The following is an 18,023-nucleotide window of genomic DNA, read 5'->3' as shown; positions in this document are numbered from 1 at the left end:
CGAACCGTTGAAAGCACCAGACAAGCCGGCATTTCCAACTCCTCCCAGGCTTCGATGATCTGAAGCGAGCCGCTATCGAAACCTACTTAACTCATTGAATTTCAAGGAGTTTTCCGTTTCGACTGCGCCGGAAGTGGGGCGAATTATAGAGACTCAGAATCTGCCGTCAACCCTTAATTTGGTTTTTCTATCAGCCGACTCAAAAAGCCCGCTTATATATAGACGCAACACCAGCGAATGCGCAGTATATTGCCCATCACTCAGTGAGTGACTTCTACTGCCTTTACTATCGGACGATGCCGCGCAATGAACGACCAACCCCGCAGTCTTGTATCCATCCTGTTTCCGGTTGGCCTGATATTGATCGCCATGGCATCGATCCAGTCAGGCGCGTCTCTGGCCAAAAGCATGTTCCCCATCGTGGGCGCCCAAGGCACAACGACGCTACGCCTGATGTTCGCCAGCGTGATCATGCTGCTATTGCTGAGACCCTGGAGGGCAAAGCTGACGGCCAGATCGCTACGTACCGTGATCGTGTACGGGATGGCGCTGGGCGGCATGAACTTCCTCTTCTATATGTCCTTGCGTACCGTGCCGCTCGGTATTGCGGTTGCGCTGGAGTTCACCGGGCCGCTGGCCGTCGCCATCTACGCGTCCCGTCGTGCAATCGACTTCCTCTGGATCGCCCTTGCCGCCGTCGGATTGCTGCTACTGATACCAACAGGTGCAGCGACAGCGGGTCTCGACCTTACCGGTGTGGCCTATGCGCTGGGCGCTGGTGTTTGCTGGGCCCTCTACATTCTCTTCGGTCAGAAGGCCGGCGCTGACAACGGCGTGACGACTGCGGCACTGGGCGTGATGATCGCGGCACTGTTCGTCGCCCCCATCGGCATCGTCCACGCCGGCGCCGCATTGCTGACGCCCTCATTGATCCCGATAGCCATTGGTGTCGCAATACTTTCCACCGCCCTGCCCTACACCCTGGAAATGGTCGCCCTCACCCGTATGCCCGCCCGTACTTTCGGTACGCTGATGAGTATCGAACCTGCATTTGGTGCGCTATCAGGACTGCTGTTCCTGCAGGAATATCTCTCCTTGTCACAATGGATGGCCATCCTGTGCATTATTCTGGCTTCGGTCGGTGCAACGATGACCATGGGCAGCCATGCCAAGCCCGTGATTGCGGCCGATTGAAAGCGGCTGTAACGAAGGTCTGGCATTTGCCGCTCATTTAGGCCATGTTTAGCCTCGCAACTCAGTGCCAGATATGGACTTTTTCGGATAGGGACATCGGAACGCGTCAAGCGAGAGCGAATGCAGGCAGACCCGAGCGCCAGACTCGAGGCCGCCATAAGGACGGTAATGAAACGAATTTTGATACTGATCGCCGTACTCGCCATTTCGGGATGCGCGGCGACCTCCAAGGCTCAGGTAAAGCACGGCAAAAAAGGGCTGCACATCAACTGTTCAGGGCTTTCCTCCTCCTGGGACAAGTGCTACACCAGTGCCGCAAACTCCTGCGCGCCGAAGGGTTATAAAGTCATCGCCAAATCCGGGGATGCGGTGGAGGAGCCGGGTGATTATCCCTTCGGCCTCAACCCCGCCGGCTATACCAGCCGAAGCATGATCGTCATCTGCAAATAAATCACCGCCGCTATTGCGCTCGCTGAACGGCGAGCTGGCGGCCGATTTCTTCGTGACTGGACTCCAGCACCCGCTGCTGAATCTGCGGGGATGCCAACATCCGCGCCACCACCAATGCCCCGACACATTGCGACAGAATCGCCCAGGCCAGGCTGTCGCTCTCCAGAATCTGCGCCCAACTTTCCTGAAGCCGACAAATCCACAGCTCTGCCTGTTCCCGCACAACAACATCCGAGCGCGCAATCTCGGCGCCCAATGCCGGTAACGCGCAACCCAGCTCAGGTTGCTCGACATGAGCCATGTTCAAATACAGTTTCAGGCATCGTTCCAACCGTTCACGATCCTGCTCACCCCGCCCGCCCAGCCGCTCCAGGCTCTGGCACAACTCGCGCTCGACGATAGCCGCGAACAACGCGTCCTTGGACGAGAAGTGGCTGTAGAAAGCCGCGCCACTGAGGCCGATCGCCTTCATCAGTCCGTCGACGCCCATTGTTGAGAACCCGGCTTTTTTCGCAGACAGCGAACTGCTTTGCAGCAGCTTTTCTTTGGTTTCAAGCTTGTGACCGGCGGAGTACCGCATGTATTTGCCCTCGCAATGGACTGCCTTGACGCTGGGCAAATCCTAGCATAACGTTCGTTCACTTAACGATCGTTTACTAAAGGGATCCACCCATGAATAACAAGAAGGTCGTATTGGTTGTCGGTGCTGGTGATGCCACGGGCGGCGCCATCGCCAAGCGGTTCGCCAAGGAAGGTTTCATCGCTTGCGTCACACGTCGCAGTGCCGACAAATTGCAGCCATTGGTGGAAGCCATCCAGGCAGACGGCGGCGAAGCCCACGGTTTTGCTTGCGATGCGCGCAAGGAAGAAGACGTGATTGCGCTGATCGAAGATATCGAAACCCGCCTCGGTCCGATCGAAGCGTTCGTTTTCAACATCGGCGCCAACGTGCCTTGCAGCATTCTCGAAGAAACGGCACGCAAGTATTTCAAGATCTGGGAAATGGCCTGTTTCTCCGGATTCCTCAATGCCCGCGAAGTCGCCAAGCGCATGGTCACGCGAAATCGCGGTACCATTCTGTTCACCGGTGCGACCGCCGGACTGCGCGGCGCCTCCGGTTTTGCCGCATTCGCCGGCGCCAAGCATGGCATCCGCGCACTGGCGCAGAGCATGGCCCGGGAGCTCGGTCCGATGAACATTCACGTTGCCCACATCGTGGTCGACGGCGCCATCGATACCGACTTCATCCGCGACAATTTCCCCGACAAGTACGCCACCAAGGATCAGGACGGTATTCTCAATCCAGAGCACATCGCAGAGAACTATTGGTACCTGCACAGCCAGCCAAGGGACGCCTGGACCTTCGAGCTGGATCTGCGCCCCTGGAACGAACGCTGGTAACCCCTCCCGATAACAACAATGAGTGCAGCGATCATGAGCAAAACCGTGGAGTTCTACTTCGACCTCGGCAGCCCCGCCACCTATCTGGCGTACACCCAGCTGCCAGGAATCTGCGCCAAGACCGGCAGCCAGTTGATCTATATCCCGATGTTGCTGGGCGGCGTGTTCAAAGCCACCGGCAACGCCTCACCAGCGATGATCCCGGCCAAGGGCCGCTACATGTTTCAGGATCTGGACCGCTACGCCAGACGCTACGGCGTCCCCCTGAAATTCAACCCGCACTTTCCGATCAATACCCTGATGCTGATGCGGGCGGTGACCGGCATTCAATTGCGCCACCCGGAGCGCTTCCAGGCGTTCATCGATTGCCTGTTCAAAGCGTTGTGGGTTGAGGGTCGCAGCCTCGATGAACCGGCAACGGTTGCAGCGGTGCTGACCGAACATGGCTTCAATCCTGAGCAGGTACTGGCATTGACCAACGATGAAGCGGTCAAGACTGCCCTCAAGGACAACACCGAGACAGCCGTGAAGCGTGGCGTCTTCGGTGCGCCGAGCATGTTCATCGGCAACCAGTTGTTCTTCGGTCAGGACCGGCTCGACTTCGTCGAAGAAGCCCTGCGCTAGATCTCTACCACCAGACGTCCCCGGGCTGCTTTCGACGAAAGCAGCTCATGGGCCTCGCTGGCTGATTCAAGCGTAAAACGACGCGCATCAATCAGCGGCTTCACCTCTCCGGCTTCAATCAACAAGGCAGCCTGGCGCAGGATCTCGCCATGATGCTCGCCACCCTTTCCAGTCAACAGCGGCAACAAGGTAAACACGCCAGAGTAGGTCGCACCCCGGAATGACAGCGGCGCCAGACTATGCTGCCCCCACCCGAGGCAACTCAACACATGCCCGTGGTAGATGCGCGCAGCCTTGAAGGACGCATCCAGCGTTTCACCGCCGACCGTGTCATAAACGATATCGAACCCCTCCCCCGCCGTGTACTCGCGGACATAGTCGTCAACCGACATCTCTCGGTAATCAATGAACGTTGCGCCATAACCTTCAATAATCCCGCGCTGCCCTGCGGACCCCGTCGCAAAAACCTCCGCACCGAACGAGCGTGCAATTTGAACCGCCACATGCCCGACGCCACCCGCCCCACCGTGAATCAGCACCTTTTGCCCGGCACTCACTCGTGCCCGATCAACTAGGCCTTCCCAGGCAGTAATCAGCACCAGCGGCAAACCCGCCGCCTCACGCATGCTCAGATTGACCGGCTTACGCGCAAGAAGCCGCGCATCAACCACCGCAAATTCCGCCAGCGAACCCTGCACGCCGCCAATGCCGGTCGCCAACGCATAAACCTCATCACCCGGTACCCAGCCCTGCACGCCCTCACACACAACTTCGATCACACCCGCCAGATCCAGTCCCAACACTGCCGGCAACGGCTGTCGAGCATGGGCGGCCTGCCCGGCACGGATTTTCAGATCCAGCGGATTCACACCACTGGCCTTGATCCGCACCAATACCTGTCCGGCACCCGCCACGGGGCGTTCAAGGGAAACCAAGCGTAGCGGCCCATTGGCGGTGTCCACTATCAGGGCATTCATGTGCAGTGAGTCAGTCATTTCGGTCATTCCTGTGGGAGAAAGTGAAGCCATGTTCTCCCAACCGACTCATGCCGATAAGAAGCCAAAAGACTATAGTGATCATGCCAAACCGGCATGAATGAGGCGCTCCGTGGACAAGCTCAACGCAATGGCAATCTTCGTCCGGGTGGTCGAACGCGGTAGTTTTTCCGCCGTGGCCCGGGAGCTGCAGACCACCCAACCCACCATCAGCAAGGTTCTGCGCGCCTTGGAAACCCAGCTGGGCGGCAAACTGATTGCCCGCAGTACGCGCAAGCTGTCGCTGACCGATGAAGGTCAGCGGTACTACAACGAATGCCGGAATATTCTTGCAGCGGTGGATGCTGCCGAACACAGTTTCCAGTCCGGTCGGGAAACAATCGCCGGGGCGTTACGCATCGGCTCATCAGTCAGCTTCGGCCGCCTGCAGATCGCTCCAAGACTCCCCGATTTTCTCAAGCTATACCCACAGATTCAGATCGACCTGCACCTGAACGACCAGAACCTGGATCTGGTCAGCGAAGGCCTGGATGTCAGCCTGCGCATCGGCGAATTGAATGACAGCGGCATGATCGCCCGGCGCATCGGTACCACACATCGTGTCACCGTCGCAGCACCTGCTTATCTGCAACGCCACGAACATCCGCAATCGCCGCAGGATCTGGCGCAGCACAACTGCCTGCAATTCAACCTGCTCGAATCGCAAAACCTGTGGACTTACGAAAAGGACGGCCAGCGCCAAGAGGTGCGCATCAAAGGCAACGCCCAGAGCAACAACTCCGAGGCGATCCGCGAAATGGTCCTGGGGGGATTGGGAATTTCGCTGTCACCGGTCTGGCTGTTCAGCGAGGACTTGAAGGCCGGTCGAGTGATCGCCCTGTTGCAGGACTACCAGACCCGATCACTGCCGATACACGCCGTGTCCCCGGCGAACCGTCGCCAGTCCGCCAGGGTCAACGCGTTTGTCGAGTACATGACCCGGGCGCTGGCAGCAGCGCCCGAGCTTCAGCCCATTAAATAGCGGCAGTACGCGTGTTCAGCCACGCCAGCGCCTCACCGCTGAGCAACGGGCTCAAACGCTCGCGCACTTCGGCGTGATAGGCGTTGAACCACTGCTTCTCTTCCTGCGTGAGCAAGGACGGTTCCAGGCAACGGGTGTCGATCGGGCACAGGGTCAGGGTTTCGAACTTGAGGAATTCGCCGAACTCGCTACTTCCAGCAACTACGTTCATTGCCAGGTTCTCGATCCGCACACCCCAGCGGCCCGGACGATAAGTACCCGGTTCGATGGAAGTGATCATCCCCGGTTGCATGGCGGTTTGCGGCGCCGGTGCAGCCTGATAGGCAATCACCTGCGGACCTTCGTGCACATTGAGGAAATAACCTACGCCGTGACCGGTGCCATGACCGTAATCCACGTTCTCGGCCCAGATCGGCGCGCGGGCGATCGCATCCAGCAGCGGCGACAGAATGCCTTTCGGGAAATGTGCGCGGGACAATGCGATAACGCCCTTCAACACGCGGGTGCAGTCACGTTTCTGTTCTGCGCTCGGCGTGCCGACCGCCACCATGCGTGTGATGTCGGTGGTACCGCCCAGGTATTGGCCACCGGAATCGATCAGCAGCAAGCCGTCACCCTCGATCACCGCGTGCTCTTCCGGGGTGGCGTGGTAGTGCGGCATCGCACCGTTGGCGTTGTACGCAGCGATGGTATTGAAACTCAGCGACACATAATCCGGACGACGCTCACGGGCCGCCGTGAGTTTCTCGTCAATGGTCAGCTCGGTAATGCGCTCGCGACCCCAGGCCGATTCCAGCCAGGTGAAGAACTCGCACAGCGCCGCGCCGTCCTGCTCCATCGCCTGACGAATGTGCTCGGCATCCGCCGGGCTTTTTTGTGATTTGGCCAATGTGGTCGGATTCAGGCCTTCGACCAGTTTCACACCGCTGTCGAGGTTGCCCAGCAGGCCGCTGGTCACCCGCGCGGGATCCACCAGCAGGCTCGCGCCGTTCGGGATCGCAGCCAAGGCCTCGGCAACTTCGCTGTAGTCGCGCAGAGTCACGCCGTCTTTTTCCAGCACGGCGCGCAGATCAGCGTCGACCTTGCTCAACGCCACAAACAGCGTGGCCTGTTGCTGACCGATCAAGGCAAAAGAAACGAACACCGGGTTGAACGACACATCGCCGCCGCGCAGGTTGAACAGCCAGGCGATATCGTCGAGGGTGGCGATGAAGTGCCAATCGGCGCCGCGTTCCTGCAGGGTTTCACGCAACTGGGCGAATTTCTCGCCACGGCTGACGGTCGCCTGCGGCGGCAAGTGTTGATAGATCGGCGCGTTTGGCAGGCCCGGACGGTCGCTCCAGACTTCGTTCAACAGGTCGAGGTCGGTACGCAGGCTCGCGCCCCGCGCTTCGAGCTTGCTGCCCAGGGTCCGCGCCGACGCCACGGCCATGACCGCGCCATCGACGGCGACCACGCCACCTTCCGGTGTCTGCTCGGCGAGCCAGTCCAGCGGGCTCGGCTGACCCGGTTGCAGCTTCACCAGTTCGATGCCGCTGCCCTTGAGTTCCTTGGTCGCCTGTTCCCAGTAACGACTGTCGGCCCAGACCCCGGCGAAATCGGTGGTGACAATCAACGTGCCGACCGAGCCATGAAAACCCGACAACCATTGCCGCCCCTGCCAGTAACCCGGCAGGTACTCCGACAGGTGCGGGTCGGCGGATGGCACCAGCAATGCGTGAATGCCTTCGCGACGCATCAGTTCGCGGGTGTGCGCCAGGCGCTGGGGAACCGTTCCTTCGGTCAAAGTCTGGGTACTCATCGTGTCTCCTGCCAATCACTTCATCGTTATTGTTCGGTGCCGTTCGAAGCCGGCTCGTTAAAGCCCTGTCGCCCAGAATGCCGGAGCACTGGCGCAGGCGGTCTTGATCAGATCTACAGCTTTGTCGATGTCCTCGGCGGTGGTGAAGCGGCCGAGGCTCAGGCGAATGGTACGACCGGCCAGACGGGCATCGTGACCCAATGCCAGCAAAACGTGGGACGGTGTGTTGCTGGCGGAGTTGCAGGCCGAAGTCGCGGAAAACGCGATCGAATGGCTCAGCGCCGCCGGGTTGAACTCGCCTTCGCTGAAGGTCAGGCTCAGGGTGTGCGGGATACGCTGACTGGCGCTGCCGTTGAGGCGTACGCCGGGCAGGCTCAACAATTGTTCGAGCAGTCGCTCGCGCAACGCGACGATGGTTTTCTTCTCGTCATCGAAAGCTTCGGCGGCCAAGGCAAACGCCGAGCCCATCGCGGCGATCTGATGCGTCGCCAGCGTGCCGGAACGCAATCCGCCCTCGTGGCCGCCACCGTGAATCTGCGCCTGCAAGCGCTGCTGCGAACGCGGACCGACGTACAGCGCACCGATGCCTTTGGGGCCGTAGAGTTTGTGTGCCGAAAACGACATGAGATCCACCGGCCATTGCGCCAGATCGATCGCGACCTTGCCGGCGCCCTGGGCCGCATCGACATGGAACAACGCCCCGCGCCCGCGCACCACTTCGCCGATGGCCGGGATGTCGTTGACGGTGCCGAGCTCGTTGTTGACCAGCATCAGCGACACCAGAAAGGTGTCATCGCGCATCGCCTCGCTGACCGCTTGAGCGGTAATCAGGCCTTCGGCGTCCGGCACCAGATAGGTCACGGCGACACCAGCGTCCTGCAATTGCCGGGCGGTATCGAGGATGGCCTTGTGTTCGATCTGACTGGTGATGATGTGGCCGCCGGACACACCACGTGCCTGGGAGACGCCTTTGAGGGCGAGGTTGTTGGATTCTGTGGCGCCGGAGGTCCAGACAATCTGTTGCGCCTGGGCGCCGACCAGTTCGGCGACTTGCCGGCGAGCGTTCTCGACCGTGTGCCGGGCCTGCTGGCCGAAAGCGTGGGAACTGGAGGCCGGGTTGCCGAAGTTACCGTTGAAACCCAGACATTCGATCATCACCTGGATGACCCGCTCGTCCACCGGAGTGGTGGCGGCGTAATCGAAATACAGCGGACGTGTGTTCATAAAAAGACTCGCAGAGCGTGTTCCGGGATCAGGAAGCTCGTGTCTACAAACGGCACGACGCAGCCTTGTGAGCTGCGTCCGGGTTCGAGAGCGTCATCAATACCTGATCGGATGCCGTTAAAGAAGAACAACTTCATTTAAAAGTGCGTAGGAACGCTCCTGAAGGCGACTTTAACAGGCATCGGGGTGGCGGTTGTAGCACTGCGTCAGCTAAAGCTTTCGAGGAGTAACGGATACAGCGAAATCACCAGCAACGCCGCCATCCCCCAGTTGAACACACGCAGCCAGCGGCGATCCTTCAGTACGTTGCGCAACAGAGTCCCGCACGCCGCCCAGACGCCGACGCTCGGCAGGTTGATGATGGCGAACACCGCCGCAATCACGATCACGTTGGTGAAATAACCCTGCATCGGCGTGTACGTGCTGATGGCACCGATGGCCATGATCCACGCCTTGGGATTGACCCACTGGAAGGCTGCCGCGCCGAGGTAGCTGATCGGTTTCGCCTCGCCGGATTCGCTTTCTCCGACCGGGCCGGAATGGGCGATTTTCCACGCCAGGTACAGCAAGTACGCCGCGCCGACGTAACGCAGGACCGTATAAAGCAGCGGATAAGTCTGGAACACCGCCCCCAACCCAAAACCCACCGCCACCACCAATACAAAGAAGCCGCAGGTAATGCCGAGCATGTGAGGAATGGTGCGGTTAAAGCCGAAATTAACGCCCGATGCCAGCAACATGGTGTTGTTCGGCCCCGGTGTGATCGAGGTGACAAGGGCAAACAGGGCAAAGCCCAGCAGCAGGTCGAGCGAGAGGGTCATGGCAGGCAGTCCGTCAGGGTCATTCAGGTGTTGACCCTATCCCACGGCGCCGCGCAAACCCACGGACAGTTGGGTAAAACTTCGAGCAGTACAGTTGCGAATCAGCTAGGACGACCGTGCAGCTGTACGGTCCGCTCTGCGCTCATTTCACCCTTGTTATCAAACCCGAATGGCTTCTGTGGCTGGCCGAGCAATTCGGCTTTTTTCACCTGATATTCCTCGAAGGACAAGCCGCGACGGTTCAGGCTTTCGAGGGCGAGTTCGCGGGTTTCCTCCGCCGTGTAGGGGCGAAGTTCCGGGGAAACGTGGCTCGCGCAACCGGCGAGAACGGAGGCAGCGAGCATCAGCGAAACAGTCAGTAAACGATTCATGGGAGCGTCCTGGCGAGCAATGTTGGTCGATGGAGAAAGGCTACGCCCGGGCACGCTTTGGCAGAAATCAACGCTCTCAATAGTGGCTATCAGAATTCGGGCAGGGTTTGCCCTTTATATTCTCAAAAGACCTATCAATATCAATTAACAGTCTTTTACGGAATAAAAGTCAGCCTTTATAAATCCTTCATCGCGTTCGGCAGTGTTGCTCCAGCAACTGTTTCCCAGGCAACAGCGGTTCAACAAACCGGCCTGAAAGTCACATGAGCACAGCCACCGACAACGCTCAAAGCCCCGGACTACGGGCCTTACAGGAATTGGTACAGCGCTTGCTCTGCTCCAGTGACCACTCACTGCTCGCCGAGCAACTGTTGAAAAAGGAACTGACCATGTCGCGTCCATTGAAAGTCGTCGCCCTGTCCGGCGGAACCTGGCGTCCGTCGCGCACCCTGGTGCTGACCCAGGCCCTGCTGACCGAACTGTCCGGGCACTTGCCCGTCGAGAGTCACCTGATCGAACTCGGCGACATCGCCCGCCCGCTCGGCGCCGCATTGTCCCGTCAGGAACTGCCGGCGAAAATCGAGGCCGAGCTGCAAGCCATCGAACAGGCTGACCTGTTGATCGTCGCCGCGCCGGTGTATCGCGGTTCCTATCCGGGACTGCTCAAGCACCTCTTCGACCTGATCGATCTGAGCGCGCTGATCGACACCCCTGTGCTGCTCGCCGCCACCGGTGGCAGCGAACGCCATGCGCTGGTCCTCGATCACCAGTTGCGCCCGCTGTTCAGCTTCTTCCAGGCCGTGACCCTGCCGATCGGCGTGTACGCCACCGAAGCCGATTTCGCCGACTACCAGATCACCAGCGAGCCGCTGAAAGCACGCATTCGTTTGGCCGCCGAACGCGCCGCGCCGCTGTTCGGTGCACACCTCAAACCGTTGCTGAAAATCGCTTAAGGAGCTGTTCATGGATGTTTTCTGGTTCCTGCCGACCCACGGCGACGGCCACTATCTGGGCACCACCCAAGGCGCGCGCCCGGTCACCCTCAATTACCTGAAACAGGTGGCGCAAGCCGCCGACAGCCTCGGTTACCACGGTGTGCTGATTCCCACCGGGCGATCCTGCGAAGACTCGTGGGTGATCGCCTCGGCGCTGGTGCCGTTGACCGAACGCCTGCGTTATCTGGTGGCGATTCGTCCGGGGATCATCTCGCCGACGGTCTCGGCGCGAATGGCCGCGACTCTGGATCGACTGTCCAACGGTCGCTTGCTGATCAATGTCGTGACCGGCGGCGACCCGGACGAAAATCGTGGCGATGGCAGTTTCCTCAGCCACAGCGAGCGCTACGAAGTCACCGACGAATTCCTCAAGATCTGGCGCCGAGTGTTGCAAGGCGAGTCGGTGGATTTCGAAGGCAAACACCTGAAGGTACAGAACGCCAAAGCCCTGTATCCGCCGGTGCAGAAACCCTATCCGCCGTTGTACTTCGGTGGTTCCTCCGATGCGGCCCACGACCTGGCCGCCGAGCAAGTCGACGTGTACCTGACCTGGGGCGAACCACCGGCCGCCGTCGCCGAAAAACTTGCCGATGTGCGTGAACGCGCCGCCCGTCACGGGCGCAAGGTGAAGTTCGGCATCCGCCTGCACGTGATCGTGCGCGAGACTGCGGAAGAAGCCTGGAAAGCCGCCGACAAACTGATCGAGCACATCAGCGACGAAACCATCGAGGCCGCGCAGAAATCCTTCTCGCGCTTCGACTCCGAAGGCCAGCGACGCATGGCCGCCCTGCACGACGGACGTCGCGACAACCTGGAAATCGCTCCAAACCTGTGGGCCGGCGTCGGCCTGGTGCGCGGCGGGGCCGGCACTGCATTGGTCGGCGATCCGCAGCAAGTGGCGGCGCGGATCAAGGAATACGCAGATCTGGGCATCGAGAGTTTTATTTTCTCCGGCTACCCGCATCTCGAAGAAGCCTACCGCTTTGCCGAGCTGGTCTTCCCGCTGCTGCCCGAGCCGTATGCAAGCCTGGCCGGGCGCGGCGTCACCAACCTCACCGGGCCGTTTGGCGAAATGATCGCCAACGATGTTCTGCCCGCCAAAGCCAACGCCTGAGGAAGACCGAGTGACTGCCAAACCGCAAAGCACCCTGCTCTCCCCCTTGCAGACCGCCCGCCAACTGGCCGCCGAATTTGCCCTGACCGCCGTCGAGCGCGACGAACGCGGCGGCACGCCAAAAGCCGAGCGCGATGCCCTGCGCGACAGCGGTCTGCTGGCTCTGAGCATTCCCACCCGTTACGGCGGCCTCGGTGCACGCTGGAGCGAAACACTGGAAGTCGTGCGCGAGTTCGCCAAAGTCGACAGTTCGATCGCCCACGTCTTCGGTTTTCATCATTTGATGCTGGCCACCGTGCGCCTGTTTTCCCGACCGGAACAATGGCAACCGTGGTTCGAACAGACCGCGCGGCAGAACTGGTTCTGGGGCAACGCGCTCAATCCGCTGGACACCCGCACCGTGGTCAAGGACCTCGGCGGCTGGCGCGAGTTTTCCGGCAAGAAAAGCTTCTGCTCCGGCGCCAGCGACTCGCAGATGCTGATCGCCTCGGCGGTGGACGAAAGCAACGGCGGCAAACTGCTGATCGCGGCGATCCCCAGCGGCCGCAGCGGCATCACTTTGCATAACGACTGGAACAACATCGGCCAGCGCCAGACCGACAGCGGCAGCGCCACGTTCGAACGGGTGCGGGTCGAGGAATCGGAACTGCTGCTGGATCCGGGTCCGTTAAGTACACCGTTTGCCTGCTTGCGCCCGTTGATCGCTCAACTGACGTTCACCCACATGTTCCTCGGCATCGCCGAAGGGGCTTTCGAAGAAGCGCGGCAATACACCCTGAGCGAAACCCGTGTCTGGCACAAATCCTCGGTGCGCGAGGTGCGTGAAGACCCTTATGTGCTGGCCCATTACGGCGAGTTCTGGGTCGCGCTTGAAGGCATTCGTCTGCTGGTTGAACGCGCCGCTGCACTGCTCGACGAGGCGTGGGCCAAAGGCCCGAACCTCAGCGCCGAAGAGCGCGGCCACCTGGCCACGGCGATTGCCACGGCCAAGGTCGCCGCCAGTCGTCAGGGCCTGGAGATTTGCAGCCGATTGTTCGAAGTCACCGGCGCTCGTTCGACCCACGCCTCGCTGCGCCTGGACCGACACTGGCGCAACCTGCGCACGCAAACCCTGCACGACCCGCTGGATTACAAACTCCATGAGCTGGGCGACTGGGCGCTGAACCAGTCCCTGCCGGTGCCGACGTTCTATTCCTGATTTCCTTTCGTGGAGCGAGACCCATGCAACTGCTGACCCTGCCGCCCTCACCCGCCCTGGCCACTTCGATCCGCGCCACTGCCCAGGTGTTCGAAGACCCGAAATCCCAGGCCCTGCTCGCGCATCTGCAACAAGTCGCACCGAGCGAAGCCAGCGTGCTGATCATCGGCGAAACCGGCACCGGCAAGGAGCTGGTGGCGCGGCACATCCATAACCTGAGCAACCGGCGCAATCGGCCGTTCATTGCAGTCAACTGCGGGGCGTTTTCCGAATCGCTGGTGGAAGCCGAATTGTTCGGCCATGAAAAAGGCGCCTTCACTGGCGCCCTCAGTGCCAAGGCCGGGTGGTTCGAAGAGGCGGACGGCGGCACCTTGTTCCTCGATGAAATCGGCGATTTGCCGATGGCGATCCAGGTCAAACTGCTGCGGGTATTGCAGGAACGCGAAGTGGTGCGACTGGGTTCGCGCAAGAGCATTCCCATCGATGTGCGGGTGCTCGCCGCGACCAACGTGCAACTGGAGAAAGCCATCAACGCCGGACATTTCCGTGAGGATCTGTATTACCGGCTGAACGTGGTCAATCTGGAACTGAGCCCGTTGCGCGAACGGCCCGGCGACATCCTGCCGCTGACCCGGCACTTCATCGAGGCCTACAGTCAGCGTCTGGGTTACGGACGCATCACCATCAGCCCCGGCGCCGAGCACAAACTGCGCGGCTACACCTGGCCGGGCAACATCCGCGAACTGGAAAACGTCATCCACCACACGCTGCTGATCTGCCGAAACGGCGTGATCGAGCGCGACGATCTGCGCCTGTCGAACCTGCGTATCGACCGTCCCGACGATCAGCACGGCAGCGTCGACGATTCACCGGAAGCGCTGCTCGAACGCGCCTTCCAGAAACTCTTCGAACAACAGGCTGGCGCGCTGCATGAAAAGGTCGAAGACGCGTTGCTGCGTTCGGCCTATCGCTTCTGCCACTACAACCAAGTGCACACCGCCGCGCTGCTCGGCCTCAGCCGCAACGTGACCCGCACGCGGCTGATCAAGATCGGCGAACTGGCGGTAAACAAGCGGCGGCCCACGGAAAACCTGCAGGGCGAGCGCCTGATCCAACTGTCGATCTAGCCCACCAACTGGCAGTGCAAGCCATCGTCGTGACTGCGGGCGATGCTGCTCAACACCTGGAATGAACCGAAGGTCACGGTGCGCGCCTGATGGGCGCGGATCAACTGCCAGAAGTCCTGCTCGCCGGTTTCGAAACTCTGGAACGCCGCCTCCCCCGCCTCGCGGGATTGCCATTGCAGGAAACCCAGCACCCGCCGGCCATCGTCGCTGGCCTGAACACTGGCGCTGACGAAACCGGCGTAACGCTGAGCCAGACGCTCGGTCTGCACAGTCAGCGCCGAGACCAGCGCCGGTTGCTGGCCGGGCTCGATTTCGAATTCGATCAATTGGGTGAAGCTGCGGTTTTTCGCTGTGACTTGCATAACGCCCCCACTCGGTCAGGCGAATCTTGCGATTCGAAGGCCTGCAGGGTAAAACCTCGACTTAACTAGAGGTCAAGGGGCAATTTTCAAATGGTCACAGCGGAAAATTTGCACAGGCAACTCACCGTCGGCGAAGTCGCGGCCCGCAGTGGTGTCGCCGTTACCGCCCTGCATTTCTATGAATCCAAAGGCTTGATCAAGAGCCAGCGCAATGCCGGCAACCAGCGCCGTTATCCACGGGAAGTGCTGCGGCGGGTGGCGCTGATCAAGGTGGCGCAACGGCTGGGCATACCTTTGGCAGAAATCGGCGAGGCACTAAAACAGTTGCCGGACAACCGCGCGCCGACAGCAGCGGACTGGAAAGTGTTGTCGGAACAATGGCGGCGGGAGCTGGACGAGCGGATCAATCAGTTGATGCTGCTGCGGGATCGGCTGACCGGTTGCATCGGTTGCGGATGCCTGTCGATGGAAGCCTGCCCGCTGCGCAATCAGGGCGATGTGCTGGGCGAGCAAGGGCCGGGAGCGCACTTTCTCGATGTCCCGGATTGACGGTCCCCACGGCATGGGAACCGTCGAATCGCCCCATCAGAAGCCCGGCGCAATCTGCCCTTTGTAGCGGGTCAGGATGAACTGGCGCACTTCATCGGAGTTCAATGCCTTGGCCAGTTTCTGCAGGCCCGGATCGTTGATGTTGTCGGGACGCGCGACCAGAAACTCGATGTACAGGCTCTTGCCCTTCTCGACGATCAGCGCGCTGTTGGTGTCGATCCCGGCTTCAAGCGCGTAGTTGGCGAACACGAAGGCCAGGTCCACTTGGCTGACGGAACGGGCGAGCAATGCGCCTTCCAGTTCACGGATTTTCAGATGCTTGGGGTTTTCGACGATGTCGCGCTGGGTGGCCAGGGTGTTGCTCGGATCTTTGAGTTTGATCAGCCCCGCCTCATGCAACAGCACCAGGGCGCGACCGGTGTTCACCGGGTCATTGGGGATCGACACGCTGGCACCGTCCTTCAGCTCCGAGATATTTTTGATCTTGGTCGAGTAAGCACCAAACGGCTCGATGTGTACGCCGACTACCGGCACCAGATCGGTGTGGCGGGTCTTGTTGAAATCATCGAGAAACGGCCGGTACTGGTAGTAGTTGGCGTCGAGTTTTTTCAGCGCCAGTTGCTGATTGGGCTGGATGAAGTCGGCGAAGACCTTGATGTCCAGATCCACGCCTTCCTTGGCCAGGGTCGGTTTGACGAATTCGAGGATTTCCGCGTGCGGCACCGGGGTGGCACCGACGATCAGTTTTTCGTTGGCGTGAGCGCCGAACGACAGCACGGCAGCCAGAATGGCCAAAGTCTTTTTCATGGTTTGCTCCAAGGCAGATTTGAGTGGCCGTCGTGGGGTGGACGTGGGGCCTTTATGGGATGAACTGTTTTTTCTTCAGCGGCGGCTGTAGTGCGCCACCAGTCGGTCGCCAGTCATTTGCAGGGCCTGCACCAGAATCAGCAGCAACACCACGGTGACCACCATCACGTCGGTCTGAAAGCGCTGATAGCCGAAGCGGATCGCCAGATCGCCGAGCCCGCCGCCACCGATCACGCCGGCCATTGCCGTGTAATCCACCAGCACGATGGCGGTCACCGTCACCGCCGCCAGCAGCCCGCCGCGGGCTTCCGGCAACAAGGTGTGGCGAATGATCTGCCAGGTGTTGGCGCCCATGGCCTGGGTCGCCTCGACCACGCCGCGATCGACTTCGCGCAACGCGGTTTCCACCAGCCGCGCAAAGAACGGTGTGCAACCGACCACCAGCGGCGGAATGGTCCCGGGCACTCCCAGCGAGGTGCCCACCAGCAACGTGGTCAGCGGAATCAGCACGATCAGCAAAATGATGAACGGCAGCGAACGCAGCATGTTCACGATCACCGACAGCACCCGATACACGCCGACCGTTTCATGCAACTGGCGCTTGCCGGTGAGAAACAGCAGCAACCCCAGCGGCAAGCCCAATAGCACCGTAAACAACAGCGCCGCGCCGAGCATGCTCAACGTATCGAGACAGGCCTGGGCGATGTCGGCCCAGTAAATGTGTTTGAACCACTCGGCCATGATCAGGACCAGTCGTGGCGCGGTGGTTTGACGCCGTTGAGCAGCCAGTTGCCGACCACGTGGTATTTCCAGCGTACCGGGTCATGCAGGGTGTGAACCCGGGCGTTGCGCCAGTGGCGGTCGAAGTTGTGCTTCTTCAGGGTCGAGCGGGTGCCACCGAGTTCGAACAGCTTGTTGCTGGCCTCGATAGCAATTTCGGTGGTCAGCACTTTGGCCTTGGCCACGGCAAGGGACGCCAGTGCGACGTTGTCTTCATCGGGTGCCGGACGTGCGGCGTCGAGCGCCCAACCGGCGCGTTCGAGCAAGGCTTCGGCAGCTTCCAGACGGATTTCCAGTGCGCCGATCTGAATGATGGTCAGCGGATCTTCGCTGGCCTTGTCCACACCCGCATCGATCCATGGCCGGGCGAACTGGCGGACGAACTCAACTGTGTCACGTAGCGCCGCCCGGGCAATGCCGGCGTCGATGGCGGCAGTGGTCAACTGGGCGAACGGCCCGGCCAGGGTCGGGCTCTCGTAGGAGCGATACGTCGGGAACAGATTGAACGGCGTTACGTGAAGATCTTCCGCCAGCACGGTGCCGCTGGACGTGGTGCGCTGGCCGATGCTGTCCCAGTCGTCGACGATCACCAGCCCTTTTGTGCCGCGTTCGACAAAGGCCAACTGGCCCTTCTGTTCCTCATCCAGCGCCAGCACCGCCAGCCAGTGAGCGTAGAGCGAACCGGTGCAGTAACCCTTGCGGCCGTTGATCACAAAGCCATCGCCATAACGACGGATCGTGGTCTGGATGTCCTGCACGTTCTTGCCGCCGGTTTCCGACAGCGCATTGGCGAAGCGATGACCTTGCAGCGCCAGCTCAAAGAAGTGCGCCTGCTGCGCCGGCGTGCCTTGCAGGCGAATATCCTCGAGCAGGCAGTAGTGGTTTTGCGGGATCTGCCCGAGGGACGGATCGGCAGCGGAAATGATCGCGATCACCCGCGCCAGCACCGCACAGGACACCTGCGCGCCGCCGTACTCCTTCGGCACGGTGATGCCCCAAAGGCCACTGTTGGAATACAGATCGACGATTTCGGCGGGCACTTCACGGTGGCGGTCACGCTCGGCGGCGTGCTCCTGCAAAACGGCGGCGACCTGTGCGGCCACGCGCAAGGCTTCGGCGTCGTCGGCGATCCGATGGGCGGCCGGCGGGTTGATCGGATAAACGGCAGATTCAGACATGGATGACTCTC

Annotated in this window: 20 protein-coding genes; 10 read left to right on the top strand and 10 right to left on the bottom strand. The window is 60.7% G+C overall.

The features are described 5' to 3' along the window. Window positions 1-306: 306 nt before the first annotated feature. Window positions 307-1,194 carry a threonine/homoserine exporter RhtA gene (gene rhtA / locus M5B44_RS19855; RefSeq protein ID WP_085710677.1) on the top strand — a complete coding sequence of 296 codons (888 nt, stop codon included), beginning with the start codon at window positions 307-309 and terminating at the stop codon, window positions 1,192-1,194. 168 nt (window positions 1,195-1,362) lie between these two features. After that, window positions 1,363-1,644 (top strand): hypothetical protein, encoded by a 282-nt coding sequence (locus M5B44_RS19850; RefSeq protein ID WP_096821152.1) that lies wholly within the window; start codon window positions 1,363-1,365, stop codon window positions 1,642-1,644. 10 nt (window positions 1,645-1,654) lie between these two features. On the opposite strand, the gene M5B44_RS19845 is transcribed toward M5B44_RS19850, so the two are convergent. Continuing rightward, on the bottom strand, window positions 1,655-2,224 hold the full coding sequence (locus M5B44_RS19845) for a TetR/AcrR family transcriptional regulator (protein ID WP_248740258.1): 570 nt from the start codon (window positions 2,222-2,224) through the stop codon (window positions 1,655-1,657). A gap of 92 nt (window positions 2,225-2,316) precedes the next feature. On the opposite strand from M5B44_RS19845, the gene M5B44_RS19840 reads away from it, so the two are divergent. Beyond that, window positions 2,317-3,045 carry an SDR family oxidoreductase gene (locus tag M5B44_RS19840; protein WP_248740257.1) on the top strand — a complete coding sequence of 243 codons (729 nt, stop codon included), beginning with the start codon at window positions 2,317-2,319 and terminating at the stop codon, window positions 3,043-3,045. Window positions 3,046-3,078: 33 nt separating this feature from the next. Further along, window positions 3,079-3,669 carry a 2-hydroxychromene-2-carboxylate isomerase gene (locus M5B44_RS19835; RefSeq protein ID WP_248740256.1) on the top strand — a complete coding sequence of 197 codons (591 nt, stop codon included), beginning with the start codon at window positions 3,079-3,081 and terminating at the stop codon, window positions 3,667-3,669. Here the strand turns inward: M5B44_RS19835 and M5B44_RS19830 are convergent. Next, window positions 3,666-4,664, bottom strand: coding sequence for a zinc-dependent alcohol dehydrogenase family protein (locus M5B44_RS19830; protein WP_248740255.1), 999 nt, complete (start codon window positions 4,662-4,664; stop codon window positions 3,666-3,668). The two genes, M5B44_RS19835 and M5B44_RS19830, sit on opposite strands and share 4 nt — an antisense overlap. 112 nt (window positions 4,665-4,776) lie before the next feature. Here M5B44_RS19830 and M5B44_RS19825 point away from each other — a divergent pair, with 112 nt between their 5' ends. Continuing rightward, window positions 4,777-5,685, top strand: coding sequence for a LysR family transcriptional regulator (locus M5B44_RS19825; protein WP_248740254.1), 909 nt, complete (start codon window positions 4,777-4,779; stop codon window positions 5,683-5,685). Here the strand turns inward: M5B44_RS19825 and M5B44_RS19820 are convergent. The 4 genes from M5B44_RS19820 to M5B44_RS19805 form a co-directional block, all read right to left on the bottom strand. After that, window positions 5,678-7,486: an aminopeptidase P family protein gene (locus M5B44_RS19820; RefSeq protein WP_248740253.1), complete on the bottom strand. Its 1,809-nt coding sequence runs from the start codon at window positions 7,484-7,486 to the stop codon at window positions 5,678-5,680. The two genes, M5B44_RS19825 and M5B44_RS19820, sit on opposite strands and share 8 nt — an antisense overlap. Window positions 7,487-7,543: 57 nt before the next feature. After that, complete coding sequence (locus M5B44_RS19815) at window positions 7,544-8,710, bottom strand: aminotransferase class V-fold PLP-dependent enzyme (protein ID WP_248740252.1); 1,167 nt, start codon at window positions 8,708-8,710, stop codon at window positions 7,544-7,546. 206 nt (window positions 8,711-8,916) lie between these two features. Beyond that, window positions 8,917-9,531, bottom strand: a complete 615-nt coding sequence (locus M5B44_RS19810; RefSeq protein ID WP_085710685.1) for a LysE family translocator — start codon at window positions 9,529-9,531, stop codon at window positions 8,917-8,919. 101 nt (window positions 9,532-9,632) lie between these two features. Further along, entirely contained in the window at window positions 9,633-9,902 is a 270-nt protein-coding gene (locus M5B44_RS19805; RefSeq protein ID WP_248740251.1) for a hypothetical protein, read from the bottom strand. A gap of 389 nt (window positions 9,903-10,291) precedes the next feature. On the opposite strand from M5B44_RS19805, the gene msuE reads away from it, so the two are divergent. From msuE to M5B44_RS19785, 4 genes are read left to right on the top strand one after another with little or no spacing between them, the layout of a single operon-like run. Further along, window positions 10,292-10,855: an FMN reductase gene (msuE, locus tag M5B44_RS19800; protein WP_248740263.1), complete on the top strand. Its 564-nt coding sequence runs from the start codon at window positions 10,292-10,294 to the stop codon at window positions 10,853-10,855. A 10-nt stretch (window positions 10,856-10,865) separates the two neighbouring features. Further along, window positions 10,866-12,011: an FMNH2-dependent alkanesulfonate monooxygenase gene (gene ssuD / locus M5B44_RS19795; protein ID WP_248740250.1), complete on the top strand. Its 1,146-nt coding sequence runs from the start codon at window positions 10,866-10,868 to the stop codon at window positions 12,009-12,011. Between the two features lie 10 nt (window positions 12,012-12,021). Next, a complete protein-coding gene (locus M5B44_RS19790) occupies window positions 12,022-13,209 on the top strand; it encodes an acyl-CoA dehydrogenase family protein (RefSeq protein WP_007955826.1) in 1,188 nt (395 codons plus the stop codon). 23 nt (window positions 13,210-13,232) lie between these two features. Further along, on the top strand, window positions 13,233-14,336 hold the full coding sequence (locus tag M5B44_RS19785) for a sigma-54 interaction domain-containing protein (RefSeq protein WP_248740249.1): 1,104 nt from the start codon (window positions 13,233-13,235) through the stop codon (window positions 14,334-14,336). On the opposite strand, the gene M5B44_RS19780 is transcribed toward M5B44_RS19785, so the two are convergent. Next, window positions 14,333-14,698 (bottom strand): antibiotic biosynthesis monooxygenase, encoded by a 366-nt coding sequence (locus M5B44_RS19780; RefSeq protein WP_248740248.1) that lies wholly within the window; start codon window positions 14,696-14,698, stop codon window positions 14,333-14,335. The two genes, M5B44_RS19785 and M5B44_RS19780, sit on opposite strands and share 4 nt — an antisense overlap. A 90-nt stretch (window positions 14,699-14,788) precedes the next feature. Here M5B44_RS19780 and soxR point away from each other — a divergent pair, with 90 nt between their 5' ends. After that, window positions 14,789-15,247 carry a redox-sensitive transcriptional activator SoxR gene (gene soxR, locus M5B44_RS19775; RefSeq protein WP_085710691.1) on the top strand — a complete coding sequence of 153 codons (459 nt, stop codon included), beginning with the start codon at window positions 14,789-14,791 and terminating at the stop codon, window positions 15,245-15,247. 36 nt (window positions 15,248-15,283) lie between these two features. On the opposite strand, the gene M5B44_RS19770 is transcribed toward soxR, so the two are convergent. The 3 genes from M5B44_RS19770 to M5B44_RS19760 all read right to left on the bottom strand — a co-directional run bounded on the left by M5B44_RS19770 (window position 15,284) and on the right by M5B44_RS19760 (window position 18,012). Continuing rightward, the gene (locus M5B44_RS19770) at window positions 15,284-16,054 is read right to left on the bottom strand and encodes a MetQ/NlpA family ABC transporter substrate-binding protein (protein ID WP_248740247.1); all 771 of its coding nucleotides are present in this window, start codon (window positions 16,052-16,054) and stop codon (window positions 15,284-15,286) included. Between the two features lie 75 nt (window positions 16,055-16,129). Further along, on the bottom strand, window positions 16,130-16,795 hold the full coding sequence (locus M5B44_RS19765; protein ID WP_114884461.1) for a methionine ABC transporter permease: 666 nt from the start codon (window positions 16,793-16,795) through the stop codon (window positions 16,130-16,132). 2 nt (window positions 16,796-16,797) lie between these two features. After that, the gene (locus M5B44_RS19760; RefSeq protein ID WP_248740246.1) at window positions 16,798-18,012 is read right to left on the bottom strand and encodes an SfnB family sulfur acquisition oxidoreductase; all 1,215 of its coding nucleotides are present in this window, start codon (window positions 18,010-18,012) and stop codon (window positions 16,798-16,800) included. Between the last annotated feature and the right edge of the window lie 11 nt (window positions 18,013-18,023).

Source organism: Pseudomonas sp. MWU12-2029, from assembly GCF_023242425.1.
In the GTDB taxonomy this organism is placed as follows: Bacteria; Pseudomonadota; Gammaproteobacteria; order Pseudomonadales; family Pseudomonadaceae; genus Aquipseudomonas; species Aquipseudomonas kribbensis.
This window is presented reverse-complemented; position numbering and strand designations above follow the sequence as displayed.